A 15,039-nucleotide genomic window follows, 5' to 3' on the forward strand; every position below is an offset into this window, starting at 1 on the left:
GCCAGCATCGATACGAGCTTGCAATAGTTACGGCCGAGGGCGGCAAGATCGATCGTCAGATAGCCCGTGGCTCCCTGCGCGGTCGTGGCAGTTCGTGTGCGGGAAACCAAAATATCGCTATCCATGTCCACCCCTTTTCGATCTCAGGGAGTTTATGAAATAATGAGCGAAATTGCCGATCATTCAGCAGTCGATTATTGCATGATCCGCCAATTATCCGCATAATCAATAAAAATTTGGAATAATCCACTATGCCTGCTCTCGACGCGATCGATCGCAATATCCTGAGACTGCTGCGCCTCGATGCCCGCATGAGCAATGCCAAGCTCGCCGCCGAGATCGGTCTCTCGCCATCGGCCTGTCTCAGGCGCATCAAGATCATGGAAAAATCAGGCGTGATCCGCGGCTATACGGTGCTGGTGGACACCGGCAATGCGGATGAAATGATCGCCGTGATCATCAACATCACTCTCGAACGACAAACGGAAGACTATCTCGACCGCCTGGAGGCGGCGGTACGCCGGCATCCAGAGATCCGGGAATGTTTTCTGATGACCGGTGGTTCGGATTACCTGCTGCGTGTGGAGGTTGCCAATGCCGGCGAGTTCGAGCGGATTCACAAAGAGATCCTGTCGACCTTGCCCGGCGTCCTCAGGATTCATTCCAGCTTCTCGATCCGCAATGTTCTGGCGACGCGCACGAGGGGCAGGCGCTGAACCGTGATCCCCACCCGCGCATCCAGCCAGATCGCGTATGGTCAGCCTCGCCGTATCGTCAACTGCGCCGTTGGCGCAGATTGGAGATCCCGCTTATCACTCGGATCCTGCACTCCACTCGCGATAGGCGAGGTGGATCTTTGCTCCGATCGTCGTGAAGGGCTGCGGCGGCAATGCCGCAGGGGCAGCGAGACGCGCATAGACGCGGCCGAGTTCGGAATCATGTCCGAGCACCAGTTCCGCGGCCGCGATCCCTGATGCCGTCGAGTTCGACGCTCCAAGACCGTTGCAGCCGCATGCCGCGAACACGCCTCGCTCGATCTCACCGAATGCCGGAACATGATTGCGTGTGAGCGCCATCGCGCCGGCCCAGCGATACTGCATCCCGACGCCGCCAAGGGTGGGAAAGCGTTTGGAGAACTTGCCGTCGTGGAGGCGGCCGGCCCGCTGGATCGCGGAGTCGCTGACTGCGATGCTCGGATTATAGCTGTAGCGGGAGCGCACCAGGATTCGATCGCCGCCGGCCGTGCCGATGCGGCGGACGGTCGTTCCCATCGGCAGGGCGGGCGTGGCGGCCCACTTCCGTTCTCCGCCGAGGCGCGAGGGGTCGAACTCCTCGGTGAGGGAGGCGTAGGTGAAGACGTGGAGCAGGCGTCCACGGAAGAACCCGAAGCTCTCCGCATGTCCGTTGTTTGCCATGATGATCTTTGCCGCCTGCACGGAACCCTGCGGCGTCTTGACGAGCCAGCCCGTACCGAGGCGCTCGAACGAGAGCGCCGGCGACCGCTCGTAAAGGGTGGCCGGCTTCTTCAGACAGTCGGCGACCCCGCGAATGTAGGCGGCGGGCTGCACGATGACCGTGCCGGGCGTGAACAGACCGGAGGTGTAGACCGGCGATCCCGTTACCGCCCCGATCTCCCCGGCGCTCAGAAGCCGATGGTCTTCGCCCATTTTCGAGAGCTGCTGCGCATAGTCCTCGAGGTGCCTGTCGCCTTCCGCGCTGATGGCGACGCTGTATCGGCCACAGGGATCGAACACGTCCTTGCCCCAACCGTTTTCGGCGGCCATCTCGCTCGCCAGAGCAATGGCCGAGCGCTGTATGAGCACGGATTGCCTGAACCTCGCCTCCGACTCTCCGCTGAAATCGTCGGACGAGACCTCGTGCGGCAGGTCGATGATGAAGCCCGAGTTCGCGCCCGCCGGCCCCTCGCCGACGATACCCGCTTCCAGCACGGCGACCTGCGCGGTCGGGTCCAGGCGTGATATGCGCCGGGCCGCGGAAAGGCCGGCGAAACCACCGCCGATGATCGCGACATCCGCAATGACCGATCCGGTCAGCGCCGGCCGTGGCGTGCGCGGCGCAAGTGTGGCAACCCAGCCCGAAACGCCTGCGCGTTTCGGAAGCCTGGATGCAATGAAAACGTTTTTTCCGGCCTGGGTCACGTCAGATCGCTTCATGCTCCATGAGCGTTTCGAGGGAGCGCCGGATGGCGGGAAGCTTTTCTGGGACAAGCCCGCGCAGCGGTTTTCGGGGAACTCCGGCGCCGTAGCCCACCAGATCTGCCGCCGCATAGACGGACTGCACGTAATCGCCTTCCCAGATCAGCCCCATCGACGGCTCCAAGATTTTCCAGAGGGCGCGAACCTCGTCCCATTTATGCTCGGCGGCGGCCTCGACGAGGGCGACGCAGGTTCTCGGAGCGAAGTTCGCCCCACCCCAGATCAGGCCGTCGCATCCGGCATAGAGCGCGTAGGGAACGAGAGGGTCAGCGCCGTTCATGACGAAACGGCCGGTGCGGATAAGTGCTGCCTGCTTTCCAAGATCGCCGCTGCTGTCCTTGACGGCACAGAAGCCGGGGATTTCGTTCAGCCTGTCGAAAAGTTCCGGCGTAACGGCGACGCCGACCGCCTGGGGAACGTTGTAGCCGATCACCGGAAGACCGGCCTTCGCAACCTCGCTGTAGAAATCGACGATGCCCTGGTCGTCGGTCGGTCCTTCGAAGAAGGGCGGGAGAACCATGACGCCTTCGGCGCCGGCATCTCGCGCGCGGATGGTACGCTCGACGACGTCTTCCACGAGGAGAGCGGAGGTCTGCGCAATCACCTTTGCCCGTCCGTTGACGATCCGCGCTCCGCGTCGGATCAGTTCCTCGGATTCCTCCTTGGAAAGGTAGACGTGCATGCCGGTGCCGGAGCTGAACAGTAAGCTCCTGACGCCTGCCGCAAGATAGCGCTCGACATTGTATTCGAGCCTGCCGTAGTCGATACGTCCGGCATCGTCGAACGGCGTGGTAATGGCAAGGTTCAGGCCTGGAAACTGGAAGTCAGACATTCGTTTGGTGTCCCGCGTTAGGCCGTCGAAGGTCAAGGCAATGGTCCTAGAGGGTTGGCGTCTCCAGACCCTCTGGGGCCGCGTACATGGCCATGTTTCGTCGTGAAAGTTCGAGGTGAAGCCGCGCCAGTTCTCCGGCTACGTCGGGATTGCGTTTCCCGATGGCGTCGATCATCTCGTCATGCTGTTGCGTGGCGAGTTCGAGCTCTTCCTGCATGCGAGGCGTGTTCGGGTGCTGGTAGAAGACCTTGCCGATGCGCGCGTGGTCGATCTGCAATCGCCGCAGGCTTGGAACCAGATAGATGTTGTGCGCCATCTCGCCGATCTGTCGGTGGAACTGGTCGTTGTAGAAGACGCGCCCCTCGACGTCGCAGTTGTCAACGGCGTTTCGAAATGATTGCTGAATCTGCTTGAGCACGTCGAGCTGCCCGCGCGTCCCGTTCTCGGCCGCCAGCTTGTTAGCGGTGATGTAGATCATCGGCGCAAGAAGGAAGAAGTCGCGCAGCGACTGGTAACTCATCGAACTGACGCGCGCCGCCCGGTTGGCTTCGAGCTCGATATAACCTTCGCCAGCCATCTGCCGCATCAGCTCGCGAACCGGCGGGCGGGACAGCCCGAACTCCTCGCTCAGCGCCACCTCGTCCAACACCGCACCTGGCGGCAGCTCCATCGTCAGGATGCGTCTGCGGAGCGCAAGACCCAGGTTGCCCTTGCGGTCGGGGTTGCCGATTTCGGAGAGAATGTCATCGTCCATCTCATAATCCTTTTGGAAGACATTATGTAGACATAAGATAGACGTCAAGAATTTCGTGAGGCTCCGGAATCGAATCCGCTCGCCCAGTCAGCGAGAAAACAGGTTCGGGTCAGGAAAAGTTACTGCCTTCACGCGCAGCGAATGCTGCGTCGGCAAGGCGACCGGCAACCGGCAACCTCGATTGCCCATCGATCCATCCGGCAACAGCTATGAGTTCGGCGACGCGCTCTAAAAGGTGAGTTGCACCTTGCAGGCAGCTGCGCGATCGCCGGCGAGCGTGAAGGCGGCGGTGGCTTCTTCGAGCGGCAGGCTGTGACTGATGATCGGCCGCACATCGATCTTGCGGCTGGAGATCAGCTCGACGGCAGTACCGAACTCCTCGTGGAAGCGCTGCGTTCCGTGGAGTTGAAGCTCCTTGCCGACGATGGCGTTGAGAGGGATCGGGACGTCTCCTGTGACGCCGACCTGCACGATCGTTCCGCGCGGCCTGATCGCGGCAATCGCGCCGCGGATTGCCGGGGCGGCGGCCGAGCATTCGAAGACGAGATCGAAATAGCCCTTTCCCGCCTCATATTCCGCAAGCGCAGCGACGTCCTTCGAAACATTGATCGTCCGGCTGGCGCCCATCGCTTTGGCCCGGTCCAGCGCCGCATCCGCGAGATCGGTCACCACGATCTCATCTGCGCCGAAATAACTGGCGACGGCAACCACCAGGGCGCCGATCGGGCCGGCTCCGGTGACCAGCACGCGCTTGCCTGTGATATTTCCTGCGCGCGATGCCGCGTGCAGGCAGACGGAGAGCGGCTCGCTGCAGGCCGCTTCCGCGGCGGTTGTCGCAGGTCCGACCGCAAAGCATTGCTTGGCCGGCACCACCAGCCATTCCCGGAACATGCCCTGCTCATGCGGCAGGCGCATCGCACTGCCCATGAAGCGCATTTCCAGGCAGTGGATCGGCATGTTTTTCTGACAATATTCGCAATGCCCGCAGGGTTGGCTGGGATTGACCGCCACCAGCGTCCCGGCCTTCAGATCGACCCCCTCGCCCGCTTGGCTTACGGTTCCTGATGCCTCGTGGCCTGGTATGATCGGCTCGCGAACCCGAACCGGCCCGAAGCCGCCGTCCTGATAATAATGCAGGTCGGAGCCGCAGATGCCTGCGGCCGCCATTTTGAGAAGCACCTCGCCGGGGCCAGGGGCCGCAACCACGGCGGTCTCGATCCTGAGGTCGCCCTTTTGGTAAAGCCGTGCCACACGTGTCCGCATCTTCCGCTCCTATCTCAGCAGCCCGAGTTGCTGCGGCAGCCACAGCGATATGGCGGGCACGAAGGTGATCAGGATCAGCGCCAGGAAAAGCGGCACCAGCCAGGGCAGGATCGCCATGGTCGTGCGTTCGACGGAAAGTTTCGCGACCCTCGACAGCACGAAAAGCACCATGCCGAGCGGCGGGTGCAGCAGGCCAATCATCAGGTTCAGCGTCATGATGAGACCGAACTGGACGGGATCGATCCCGAACTTCAGGACGATCGGCAGAAGGATCGGCACGAGGATGGTAATGGCCGCGATCGTATCCAGGAAGCAGCCGACGAAGAGCATCAAGAGGTTCACCAGGATCAGGAAAACCCATTTATTGTCGGTGATCGACAGGATCGCATCGGACAGCAGCTGGGCCGCCTGGCTCACCGTCAGCAGCCATGCAAAGACCGATGCCGCGGTGACGATGAAGAGAACGGATGCCGTCGTCTCGATCGTATCGAAACTTGCCTTGGCGAGCGTCGAGGGCGTCATCGTACGGTAACGCACCAGACCGAGGAACAGAGACCAGAGGACGGCTGCGACGGCGGCCTCCGTCGGTGTGAACCAGCCCATCGTCATGCCGCCGATCAGGATGACGGGCGTCATCAGCGCCATGACGGCGGAGAAGCGGAAATACCAGTCGAGGGCAAGAAGCAGGGCAAGGGCAATGCCCGCCGCAACATTCATCGATACGCCGGCACGCATCATCAGATAGATGGCCAGCGGCACCGCCAGGACGACGACGATTTCCATCCCCGCCGATAGGAGCTCTCTGACATTAAACGGCGCATCCGAGCCCCACCGCTTCTTATAAGCAAAGGCGGCGACCGTGATCATCATCAACAGCGTCATGACGATGCCGGGCAGGATGCCCGCCATGAAAAGAGCGCCGATCGAGACGTTCGCCATCATGCCGTAGATCACGAAAGGCAGCGACGGCGGGAAGATCGGGCCGAGCGTTGCCGAAGCCGCCGTCACGCCGACCGCGGCCTCGACCGGATAGCCGTGATCCTTCATCGCCTTGATCTCGATCGTACCGATACCCGCCGCATCGGCGAGCGCCGTGCCGGACATGCCGGAGAAGATGACCGAACCGATGATATTGACCTGCGCCAGACCGCCCTTCATCCAGCCGACGAGAGCGACCGCAAAGGAATAGATGCGGCCGGTGACGCCGGCCGAGTTCATCAGGTTGCCCGCGAGGATGAAGAACGGCACGGCGAGCAGCGGGAAGCTTTCGACGCCGGCGATCATGCGCTGGGCGACAATGATGTCGGGGGCGACGCCGTAAAGGACGATGTAAAGCACCGATGCCACCGCCATCGAGATGGCAACTGGCACCCCGACCAGCATCAGCACCAGAAACGAGCCAAGAAGCAGTAGCATCAGATCAACCCTCGATGGTCTGGAATTCTTCGGGACGCTCCAGAACGGAGTAGCCGCGGCGCATATTGGCGATGAAGACGACGATCGCGCGGATCAGCATCAGCACGAAGGCGACGAGAACGGAGTAGAAGACGATGTTGCGCGGCAGGTCGATGGTGACCATCTGTTCGTCCGCGACGATGTCGACGTAACGCCACATCAGATGGCAGCCATAGGCGAAGAAGCCGATGCGAACGATATCGACGAAAGTGGCGAGCACGCGCGCCAGACCTGCCGGCATATAGTGATAGAACACATCCACCTGGATATGACGCGAGGTGCGCACGCACATGACGGAACCGAGAAAGACGACGCCGATCAGGCAGTTGATCGCAATCTCCTCGGTCCATGCGTAGCTGTCGTTCAGCACATAGCGCGTGAAGAACTGCAGGAAGACGCAACCCGCCATCAGCCAGAAGACGATCAGCGTGATCCAGTCTTCGATGGCATAATCCGAGACGTTTGCGGTCGGCGCGTGCCCTTCGAACTCGTGACCGATTTCTTCGGCGGTGATTGGCGTGTGAATTTCTTGCGACATGATCGGCCCTGTTTCAGTTGGGGAAGAAGGGCGCGGCGTGTGGGCGCGACCTTTAAACTGCCGACAAAGCTCGTTCTTTGCTTGCTGGCATCCTTCGGCCTTGTGCCGAGGATCTGCCACGCATCGATCGGAGCAGATGCTCGGGACAAGCCCGAGCATGACGAAGGAAAAGTCGGCGAGCTTTGTTAGCGAAGGGCGCGACGCTTAGGCACCGCGCCTTGGGCTTTACTTGATCGCGCGGATTGCTTCCCAATCGGCCTTCTCGTAGCCGAAATCCTCGAAATTGACCTTTTCCATCACGGTCTTTTCGAAATCGGCCTTGTCGACCTCGGCGACGTTCAGGCCCTTTTCCTTGAAGGTCGCAATGAGGCCGTTTTCCTTGCCAGCGATCGTCTTGCTCGTGCGCTCGGCGGCCTCCTGCATCACATCGCCGAAGATCTTCTTGTCCTCGTCGGAAAGGCTCGCCCACCGTGTCTTCGAGATCACGGTGTTGAGGTGATCGACGATGTGGCCGGTGAGGATGATGTTCTTCTGGACTTCGTAGAACTTCTTCGCCTCGATTGTCGTCAGCGGGTTCTCCTGCGCCTCGACCGTGCCGTTCTGCAAAGCGAGATAGACTTCGGCAAAGGCGATCGGCGTCGTGTTGGCGCCGCAGGCGCGCGGCATGGCGAGATAGGCCGGAACGTCAGGCACGCGGATCTTCAGGCCCTGCATATCGGCGCATTTGGCGATCGGCTTGTTTGATGTCGTATGGCGCGTGCCGTAATAGCTGACGGCGGCGATGTGGTTACCGGTCTTGTCTTCATAGCCTTTCGCAAGCCGCTTGAAGACATCGCTCTTGGTGTAGGCGATCAGATGATCGGGACCGCGGAAGATATAGGGGAAGTAAGTCACGCCGATCGGCTTGTAGTCGCGGGCCGCGAAGCTCGATCCCGAGATGATGATGTCGACCGTGCCGAGCTTGAGGCCTTGGTTGATGTCGGCTTCCTTGCCGAGCTGCGATGCCGGATAGACCTCGATCTTGTAGCGCCCGTCGGTGCGCTTGTTGATCTCTTCCGCAGCCCATACGGAATCCGTATGGAAGGGCTCGGATGTTTCATAGACATGCGCCCATTTCAGCACTGTCTGGGCATGCGCGATCGCGCTGCTCGCCATGATCGCGGCTGCGGTGCAAAGTATCGTTGCCAGTCTGCTTTTCATTGCTCTCTCCTCCCGAGCTTGGGTTAAGTCTTGGCAGTTCCTTTCGACGGCCGCTCGTTGCGTCCGCGCTCCTCTTCTCCCGAAAACTCCTCCCCGAAGCTCTCGGAAAACCTCTTCTGCGACATTGTGAGATGGGCGCGCATGGCCGCCTTGGCGCCGGCGGCATCGCCGGCGGCGATCGCGTCGCGGATGGCGCGATGCTCGTCCAGGGCGCTGCGCCATGTCGTGGGCCCCTCGAAGTGGCTGGCAAGCCTTGCGAAATAGGGGGTCATGCGCATGTCGAACATCTCGCCCGTCACCCGGATCAATGTCGCATTCCCAACGATGGCGGCAATGCCGGTGTGGAAGGCGCGATCGGCATCGAGCACTGCGATTGCATCGGTGACCACACCCCCCATGCGCGTCAGCGTTTCATCGAGCAGAGCGATATCGTCAGGTTTGGCGCGACCGGCAGCTTCTTCGGCAATGGCGCATTCGATAATGGCACGCGCCTGAAGCAGCTCGAAGGGCCCCTCCACGGGCTCGCGCTCGGCTCCGGCAATGGTCGCGGCTTGCTGGCGCACCACATAGATGCCGGAGCCCATGCGGATGTTGACGAGGCCTTCGACCTCCAGGACGATCAGCGCCTCGCGGACGGTCGGGCGTGAAACCGACAGTTGCTCCGCCAGGTCGCGCTCGGCCGGCAGCCGCTGGCCGACGGCAAGCTCGCCGCTCGCGATCATCAGGCGAATCTGATCCGCGACCTGCCGATACAGGCGGCGTGATTCAACAGGCGAAAACATCGTGGTCTCCTCGGCGCTTCTCCTCAAGCGCAGCTGGTCAATTGGCCTGACCAATTGGAGAATGAATATCATCGCATGAGTTGTGCGTCAATCCGCCGCACAAACGCAAGACACGAGTATCTGTGAAGGCGTTCGCCCTATTCCCGGAGAATGGCAGCGGTTGTGAGATTGATGGGAACCTTCGTCGTCATTCAAGGTTGGGTGGCCGGATATCGGGAGCAGGACGATGAATTATCTCTGGCTTTTTACGGTCGCGGGCGGAGCGGCGCTCCTGGGTGTTGCCCTTGGCTTTGGAATGATCAAGCAGGATGGACCACGAGCGGTCGCTGCCATCGCGGGTGCTTTCGTCGTTGCCATCGGCGCTCTCGGACTCGGTCTTTATGTCGCCAGTGCGCCCACGCCCCCCCTGCGTGCATCCGACAGAGATGGGTCGCAGAACAGCCTTGCGGCGGCTGCGACGAAGGAAAAGGATTTGCCCGAAAAGTGAAGCAAACCGCCGTGAGCGTGCTGTGCATTGACGCTACAGACGCCGCCATCGGCAGGAGGTGCACTGTGAGATGTTTTGTGGCTGCTGCGGAGCAGGCGTTCGCCTCCGCTCTGGAGGCGATGACGGATGAAGAGCTTTTCGCAATTATGGCAGATCTGGAAATCCGCAGTGAAGCCTGGGTTAATCCTTCGCCTCACGACGAAGACTTCGCAAAAATCGTCCTTACCGAAAGTGCCATAGAAAGACGATTCCCGGGACAGATGTTAAAGCCGTACAAGGAATGGCAAATTCGTCGGACACATCGAGATTGCGCATAAAACACGCCGTGGGCCGGCGTCCCATTGTTTGGCCGGCCGGCTCCCCATACGGAGACAAGGCCCGGGGACGGACACCAGCCAGCGCGGCGCTTACATCGAACTGAGAGGCCGTTGCGGATTTCATCAAACAGCGGGTGGAATAAGGGGATGCCTAGCTCCGGGGATGTGCAAAGCCTCAGTGAGCTGCCTCGCCGACTGAGTCGCCTGACCGCAAGCGTAGTCAATCGAGGAGGTGGTTTCCCAGCATCAACAGTAAGGACTCGCGGGCGCGGCTCACGCGGCTTTTCAATGTGCCGATCCGGCACCCGCACATCCTGGCGGCGTCCACGTAACTCGTCCCGGTAGCCACCAGTGTTAGGGCACGGCGCCTGTCGTCGGGAAGCAGCGTTAGCGCCTGTTGCAACTCACGCTGACGCAGAGCCCACTCTTGGGTTGGCGCGATCGACACCTGCTCCATCGCTACGTCCATGCCAGCCGGTTCCCGTCTTTGCTTGCGATAATTGGTGCAGAACGTGTTTCGAAGAATGGTGAAAAGCCAGGATTTGAGCGAGGTGCCTGGGTGGTAGAGATGAAGCGAGTTTAATGCCTTCATCAGTGTTTCTTGTACAAGATCATCTATATCATCGTCGTTGCGCAGAAACCTTCTGGCGAAGGCGCGTAACGCCGGCGTCAGTTCAACGATTTCTAGCTGGATTGCGGACGTCTCTTTGCTGTTAGAAGCAGAGCGTACCGTAGATAAGAACGTCATTTTGTCTCTCCTATGATGAAAAGGAAAGTTCTGGACGTCCTAATCGTTGCCGTCCGATACCGGACCAATGTCGATAGACAGCGCCATCCCCCGGCGGGCCTGCTGGTCGCAATTGCCTCCGTTTGCGTAGGCGCTAAGCTCGGCCGGAACGATGCCTTCCCGCGGCTGCAAGCAACCTGGCCGAGGAAGAGGCAGGCGACGAGAAACTCACGGCGCTCGCACAGTCGTTCGCGAATGCTTGGGGGAAAGCGGGCGGCCTGAAACCCATCACGCCGGCCGGCAAGGGTCGCCGCCTCGGCGGCTATGCTTCCTCGGGTTTCCTTACGCAAAAACCCCGCCAAACTGAACTGACACCAAGGTTGGGTTTCCAACTTCCGGGGTCAGTTCAAAAAGCGGGGTTTTTTCGTGAAGCGGCCGATCAATTATTATGCGCGGCGCACGCCTCATCCATCGGGGTCGCGTTGCTCGTGCCGCCTTGTGTCTGGAGTTTGGCAGAGTTATTGACCGGATTGGGGCACTTGACCTTGTCCGTCGCGCCGCTGGTCGTGGAACCCGTCGTGGTGGTATCCGTTGCCATCGGCTTCTTGGTCTTCGTGTCGCTGGCTGCGCCGCCACCCTGATCGGCTTGATTCTTGTCGATGGTGGCACCGGCCGGAGCCGGATTCGATTGGGCGAAGGCGGATGTGGCCATGCCGATAGCCAAAAGTGACGCTGCTACGAGTTTCATACGCATTGTGATGTCCTCCTTGGGATCCTTGTTGACCCACTCAGAACCTCATTCTTAGATCATTGTTCCGGCTGCAGCCGACAAAATGCACTGCCGCGTCCACAGCCATCGCGCAGCCAAGGTTGAGGTCTGAAACAGCAAAAGGGACAGCTATGACGCGCAAGGGGAATGGCGACTACTTCGCGTAAAGCGCTCGCGACCGCTCGAGATGCTTGAGCAGTGCCGTTTCCGAGCCATCCACGTCGTTTGCTTCAAGGCGGTCGACGATTTCGTCGTGTTCGGCGAGCGTGAATTTTTCCTTGCCGGTCCAGATCAGCATCTCGGTATGGTATTCCTTCAGCCAGGCAAGCATTGCTTCGCTGACGGCGACGTAGATCGGGTTGCCTGATATCTGCGCGATGCGGGTGTGGAATTCCATGTCCGCGTCGATGAACTCTTCGGCCCGCCCAAGCGACATTCGCTGGCGTTCGATAACGTTCCTGAGGTCGGCGATATCATTTGCGGAGGCCCGCTGCGCGGCCTCGCGTGCCATGCCCCTTTCGAAGAAGATGCGGGCGCTCTTGAGATGCTCCAGCGAGTCCGCTGATTGCGACAGCATGATCTTGGCGGTGAGATCGACCTGGCGGAATATCGACTTTGCCGTCAGCCTGAGGACCTTCGCCCGCTCTCCGTGCGAAATGCTGACAAGACCTTTGTTGGCAAGGGACTGCATGGCCTCCCTGATCGCCGGCCGGCCAACGCCGAAGCGTTCCATCAGCACGCGCTCGGACGGCATTTCATCGCCGGGCTGAAGCTCGCCCGAGGTGATCATTCGCTCAAGTCGATCAAACACTTCGTCAGAGAGTTTCCGGCGGACGATTTGTTCGAGGGGCTGGGTCATCACATCTCGCTGGCTCAAAATGTTTCCTCCTAACAGTTTCCGGGTCGAGAACAAAGCTGTCGGCGAAATTTTTCGGATCCGAAGATTCTACTTTTCATAATTTGGAATACTCATTATACCAGATCATGAGTTGACGCCATGGCAATCTACCTGGCGAGAGGAGCAACCACCAGTTTCATGATGATCACCCTGACCTACCGTATCGAAACGCCCGGCAACGTCGAGGCGATGGCGGAAAAGATCGCGAGCGACCAGTCGACCGGAACCTTCGTGCCCGTCCCCGGCGAGACCGAAGAGCTGAAATCGCGTGTCGCCGCCCGTGTGCTGGCGATCCGTCCGCTCGAAGGCGCCCGTCACCCGACTTGGCCCGAGGTCGCCCCCGGCACGCTGCTTCATCGCGCCGATGTCGACATCGCCTTTCCGCTGGACGCGATCGGCACAGACCTTTCTGCATTGATGACCATTGCAATCGGCGGCGTCTACTCCATCAAGGGCATGACTGGCATCCGGATCGTCGACATGACGCTGCCCGAAGCCTTCAAAAATGCGCATCCCGGACCGCAGTTCGGCATCCCTGGAAGCCGCCGCCTCACCGGCGTCGAAGGCCGACCCATCATTGGAACGATCGTCAAGCCGGCGCTTGGTCTCAGACCGCACGAAACGGCGGAACTCGTCGGCGAGCTGATCTCATCCGGCGTCGACTTCATCAAGGATGACGAAAAACTGATGAGCCCGGCCTATTCGCCGCTCAAGGACCGCGTTGCGGCGATCATGCCGCGCATTCTCGATCACGAGCAGAAGACCGGCAAGAAGGTCATGTATGCCTTCGGCATCTCGCATGCAGACCCCGACGAGATGATGCGCAACCACGACATCGTCGCCAAGGCCGGCGGCAATTGCGCCGTCGTCAACATCAACTCGATCGGCTTCGGCGGCATGAGCTTTCTGCGCAAGCGCTCCAATCTGGTGCTGCACGCGCATCGAAATGGTTGGGACGTGCTGACGCGCGATCCGGGCGCCGGCATGGATTTCAAGGTCTACCAGCAGTTCTGGCGGCTGCTCGGCGTCGACCAGTTTCAGATCAACGGCATCAGGGTCAAATATTGGGAGCCGGACGACAGTTTCGTCTCGTCCTTCAAGGCCGTCAGCACGCCGTTGTTTGATGCCTCCGATTGTCCGCTTCCGGTTGCCGGCTCGGGCCAGTGGGGAGGACAGGCGCCCGAGACCTATCAACGCACCGGCCGCACCGTCGATCTTCTCTATCTCTGCGGCGGCGGCATCGTCAGCCATCCCGGCGGCCCGGCGGCCGGCGTTCGGGCCGTGCAGCAGGCCTGGCAGGCAGCCGTCGCAGACATCCCGTTGGAGACCTACGCAAAAGATCATCCGGAGCTCGCCGCCTCGATAGCGAAATTCAGCGACGGCAAGGGCGCGTGACCGCGATGGATCAACCTCTCGTCAGCTATTACGGGGACGACTTCACCGGCTCCACCGATGTGATGGAGGCCTTAGCCTCGAACGGCGTGTCGACCGTGCTTTTCCTCGATATTCCGACGCCGGAACTGCTTGGACGCTTTCGGGATTGCCGCGCAATCGGCATCGCCGGGACAAGCCGCAGCGAGACCCCCGTCTGGATGCAAGAGCACCTTTCGCGCGCTTTCGAGTGGCTGAATTCGCTTGGCGCCGGCATCTGCCACTACAAGGTCTGCTCGACCTTCGATTCCAGCCCCGACATCGGCAATATCGGCAAGGCGATCGAAATCGGCCGATCGGTGTTCGGGCAATCCGTCGTCCCCGTCGTCGTCGGCGCGCCGCAATTGAAACGCTACGCGGCATTCGGCAATCTCTTTGCCGCTTACCAGGGCCGGATCTTCCGCATCGACCGCCATCCCGTCATGAGCCGCCATCCCGTCACTCCGATGGACGAGGCGGACCTTGCGGTCCACCTGTCGAAGCAGACCCGCCTTCCCGTCCTGGTGGCCGATCTCGTCGCCATCACCGCGACGGACGCCGATGCGCGTGTCGATGAACTTGCGTCGACTTCCGAAGGGATCCTGCTCATCGATGTCGACTCCGAGGCGACGCAGGAGGCCGCGGGCCGACAACTGCTTCGCGTCACCGGCCGCTCCGGAAGTTTTGTCGCCGGCTCCTCGGGGGTCGAATATGCCCTGCTCAGCTCATGGCGGCGGAGCGGCTTCATCGCCAACAGCAGCGCCGAGTTTCCTGATGTCGGCCGGGTCGACCGCCTCGCCGTCGTGTCGGGCAGCGTGTCGCCAACAACCGAGCGCCAGATCCGGGCGGCCGTCGAGAACGGCTTCGAGAGCATCGCCCTCGATCCGCTCGCACTGGTCTCGGAGCAGGGCGAAGGGGCGATCGATGCGGCGGTAGAGGCCGGCATCCAGAAGCTCAGGCAAGGCAAGAGCGTCATTCTGTATACCGCGCTTGGCCCGTCTGCCGACCGCGGCGCCGATATCGACAGGCTTCCGGGCGCTCGTCACCGGCTCGGGAGCGCGCTTGGCACGATCTTGCGCCGCCTGATCGAGAACGAAGCACTATCACGTGCGGTCGTCGCCGGCGGCGACACATCCAGCCACGCACTCAGGCAGCTGAAGATCGACGCGCTGACCACGCTCCTTCCACTGCCTCAGACGCCAGGCTCTCCGCTTTGCCTTGCGCATGGCGATTATCAGCCGACGGACGGCCTGCAGATTGCACTCAAAGGCGGCCAGGTCGGGACTGACGGTTATTTCACGCAGATCCGTGAGGGAAGGAAACACTGATGGTTTCCCAATCCGGCTTGGCGGAGAAAAACGTGTGGATCATACGAATTGAGTGATATGGTG

Annotated in this window: 16 protein-coding genes and 1 pseudogene; 5 read left to right on the forward strand and 12 right to left on the reverse strand. The window is 60.9% G+C overall.

Translation table 11 applies throughout. The features are described from left to right. Positions 1-125: pseudogene (locus FY112_RS06255) on the reverse strand (alanine racemase); the annotation flags it as partial. Between the two features lie 126 nt (positions 126-251). On the opposite strand from FY112_RS06255, the gene FY112_RS06260 reads away from it, so the two are divergent. Then, entirely contained in the window at positions 252-716 is a 465-nt protein-coding gene (locus FY112_RS06260; RefSeq protein WP_003550368.1) for an Lrp/AsnC family transcriptional regulator, read from the forward strand. 96 nt (positions 717-812) lie between these two features. Here the strand turns inward: FY112_RS06260 and FY112_RS06265 are convergent, their stop codons facing one another. From FY112_RS06265 to FY112_RS06300, 8 genes are all read right to left on the reverse strand, one after another. After that, positions 813-2,159 (reverse strand): FAD-binding oxidoreductase, encoded by a 1,347-nt coding sequence (locus tag FY112_RS06265; protein WP_151518000.1) that lies wholly within the window; start codon positions 2,157-2,159, stop codon positions 813-815. A 1-nt stretch (position 2,160) separates the two neighbouring features. Further along, positions 2,161-3,048: a dihydrodipicolinate synthase family protein gene (locus FY112_RS06270; protein WP_131718363.1), complete on the reverse strand. Its 888-nt coding sequence runs from the start codon at positions 3,046-3,048 to the stop codon at positions 2,161-2,163. Between the two features lie 46 nt (positions 3,049-3,094). Beyond that, positions 3,095-3,802 carry a GntR family transcriptional regulator gene (locus tag FY112_RS06275; protein WP_131718364.1) on the reverse strand — a complete coding sequence of 236 codons (708 nt, stop codon included), beginning with the start codon at positions 3,800-3,802 and terminating at the stop codon, positions 3,095-3,097. A 228-nt stretch (positions 3,803-4,030) separates the two neighbouring features. Beyond that, complete coding sequence (locus FY112_RS06280; RefSeq protein ID WP_151517986.1) at positions 4,031-5,065, reverse strand: L-idonate 5-dehydrogenase; 1,035 nt, start codon at positions 5,063-5,065, stop codon at positions 4,031-4,033. A gap of 9 nt (positions 5,066-5,074) precedes the next feature. After that, positions 5,075-6,481, reverse strand: coding sequence for a TRAP transporter large permease (locus tag FY112_RS06285; RefSeq protein WP_131718366.1), 1,407 nt, complete (start codon positions 6,479-6,481; stop codon positions 5,075-5,077). A 4-nt stretch (positions 6,482-6,485) separates the two neighbouring features. Then, positions 6,486-7,058, reverse strand: a complete 573-nt coding sequence (locus tag FY112_RS06290; RefSeq protein ID WP_131718367.1) for a TRAP transporter small permease — start codon at positions 7,056-7,058, stop codon at positions 6,486-6,488. A gap of 225 nt (positions 7,059-7,283) precedes the next feature. Continuing rightward, the gene (locus FY112_RS06295) at positions 7,284-8,258 is read right to left on the reverse strand and encodes a sialic acid TRAP transporter substrate-binding protein SiaP (RefSeq protein WP_131718368.1); all 975 of its coding nucleotides are present in this window, start codon (positions 8,256-8,258) and stop codon (positions 7,284-7,286) included. Positions 8,259-8,281: 23 nt separating this feature from the next. After that, positions 8,282-9,040, reverse strand: coding sequence for a FadR/GntR family transcriptional regulator (locus tag FY112_RS06300; RefSeq protein ID WP_131718369.1), 759 nt, complete (start codon positions 9,038-9,040; stop codon positions 8,282-8,284). A gap of 226 nt (positions 9,041-9,266) precedes the next feature. On the opposite strand from FY112_RS06300, the gene FY112_RS06305 reads away from it, so the two are divergent. Beyond that, positions 9,267-9,527: a hypothetical protein gene (locus tag FY112_RS06305; protein ID WP_131718370.1), complete on the forward strand. Its 261-nt coding sequence runs from the start codon at positions 9,267-9,269 to the stop codon at positions 9,525-9,527. 65 nt (positions 9,528-9,592) lie between these two features. After that, on the forward strand, positions 9,593-9,844 hold the full coding sequence (locus FY112_RS06310; RefSeq protein WP_231283906.1) for a hypothetical protein: 252 nt from the start codon (positions 9,593-9,595) through the stop codon (positions 9,842-9,844). Positions 9,845-10,064: 220 nt separating this feature from the next. On the opposite strand, the gene FY112_RS06315 is transcribed toward FY112_RS06310, so the two are convergent. The 3 genes from FY112_RS06315 to FY112_RS06325 all read right to left on the reverse strand — a co-directional run bounded on the left by FY112_RS06315 (position 10,065) and on the right by FY112_RS06325 (position 12,199). After that, positions 10,065-10,592 (reverse strand): sigma-70 family RNA polymerase sigma factor, encoded by a 528-nt coding sequence (locus tag FY112_RS06315; RefSeq protein WP_131718371.1) that lies wholly within the window; start codon positions 10,590-10,592, stop codon positions 10,065-10,067. 418 nt (positions 10,593-11,010) lie between these two features. Beyond that, on the reverse strand, positions 11,011-11,325 hold the full coding sequence (locus tag FY112_RS06320) for a hypothetical protein (RefSeq protein ID WP_131718372.1): 315 nt from the start codon (positions 11,323-11,325) through the stop codon (positions 11,011-11,013). Between the two features lie 169 nt (positions 11,326-11,494). Further along, positions 11,495-12,199, reverse strand: coding sequence for a transcriptional regulator NanR (locus tag FY112_RS06325; RefSeq protein WP_131708248.1), 705 nt, complete (start codon positions 12,197-12,199; stop codon positions 11,495-11,497). Positions 12,200-12,337: 138 nt separating this feature from the next. Between FY112_RS06325 and oiaX the strand changes: the two genes are divergently transcribed. Both oiaX and FY112_RS06335 read left to right on the forward strand, forming a co-directional pair. Beyond that, entirely contained in the window at positions 12,338-13,633 is a 1,296-nt protein-coding gene (oiaX, locus tag FY112_RS06330) for a 3-oxo-isoapionate-4-phosphate decarboxylase OiaX (protein WP_181018168.1), read from the forward strand. Positions 13,634-13,638: 5 nt separating this feature from the next. Then, entirely contained in the window at positions 13,639-14,976 is a 1,338-nt protein-coding gene (locus FY112_RS06335) for a four-carbon acid sugar kinase family protein (RefSeq protein WP_151517987.1), read from the forward strand. Positions 14,977-15,039 lie beyond the last annotated feature (63 nt).

The sequence above is a fragment of the Rhizobium sp. PEPV16 genome, from assembly GCF_008919455.1.
Lineage (GTDB): Bacteria > Pseudomonadota > Alphaproteobacteria > Rhizobiales > Rhizobiaceae > Rhizobium > Rhizobium leguminosarum_Q.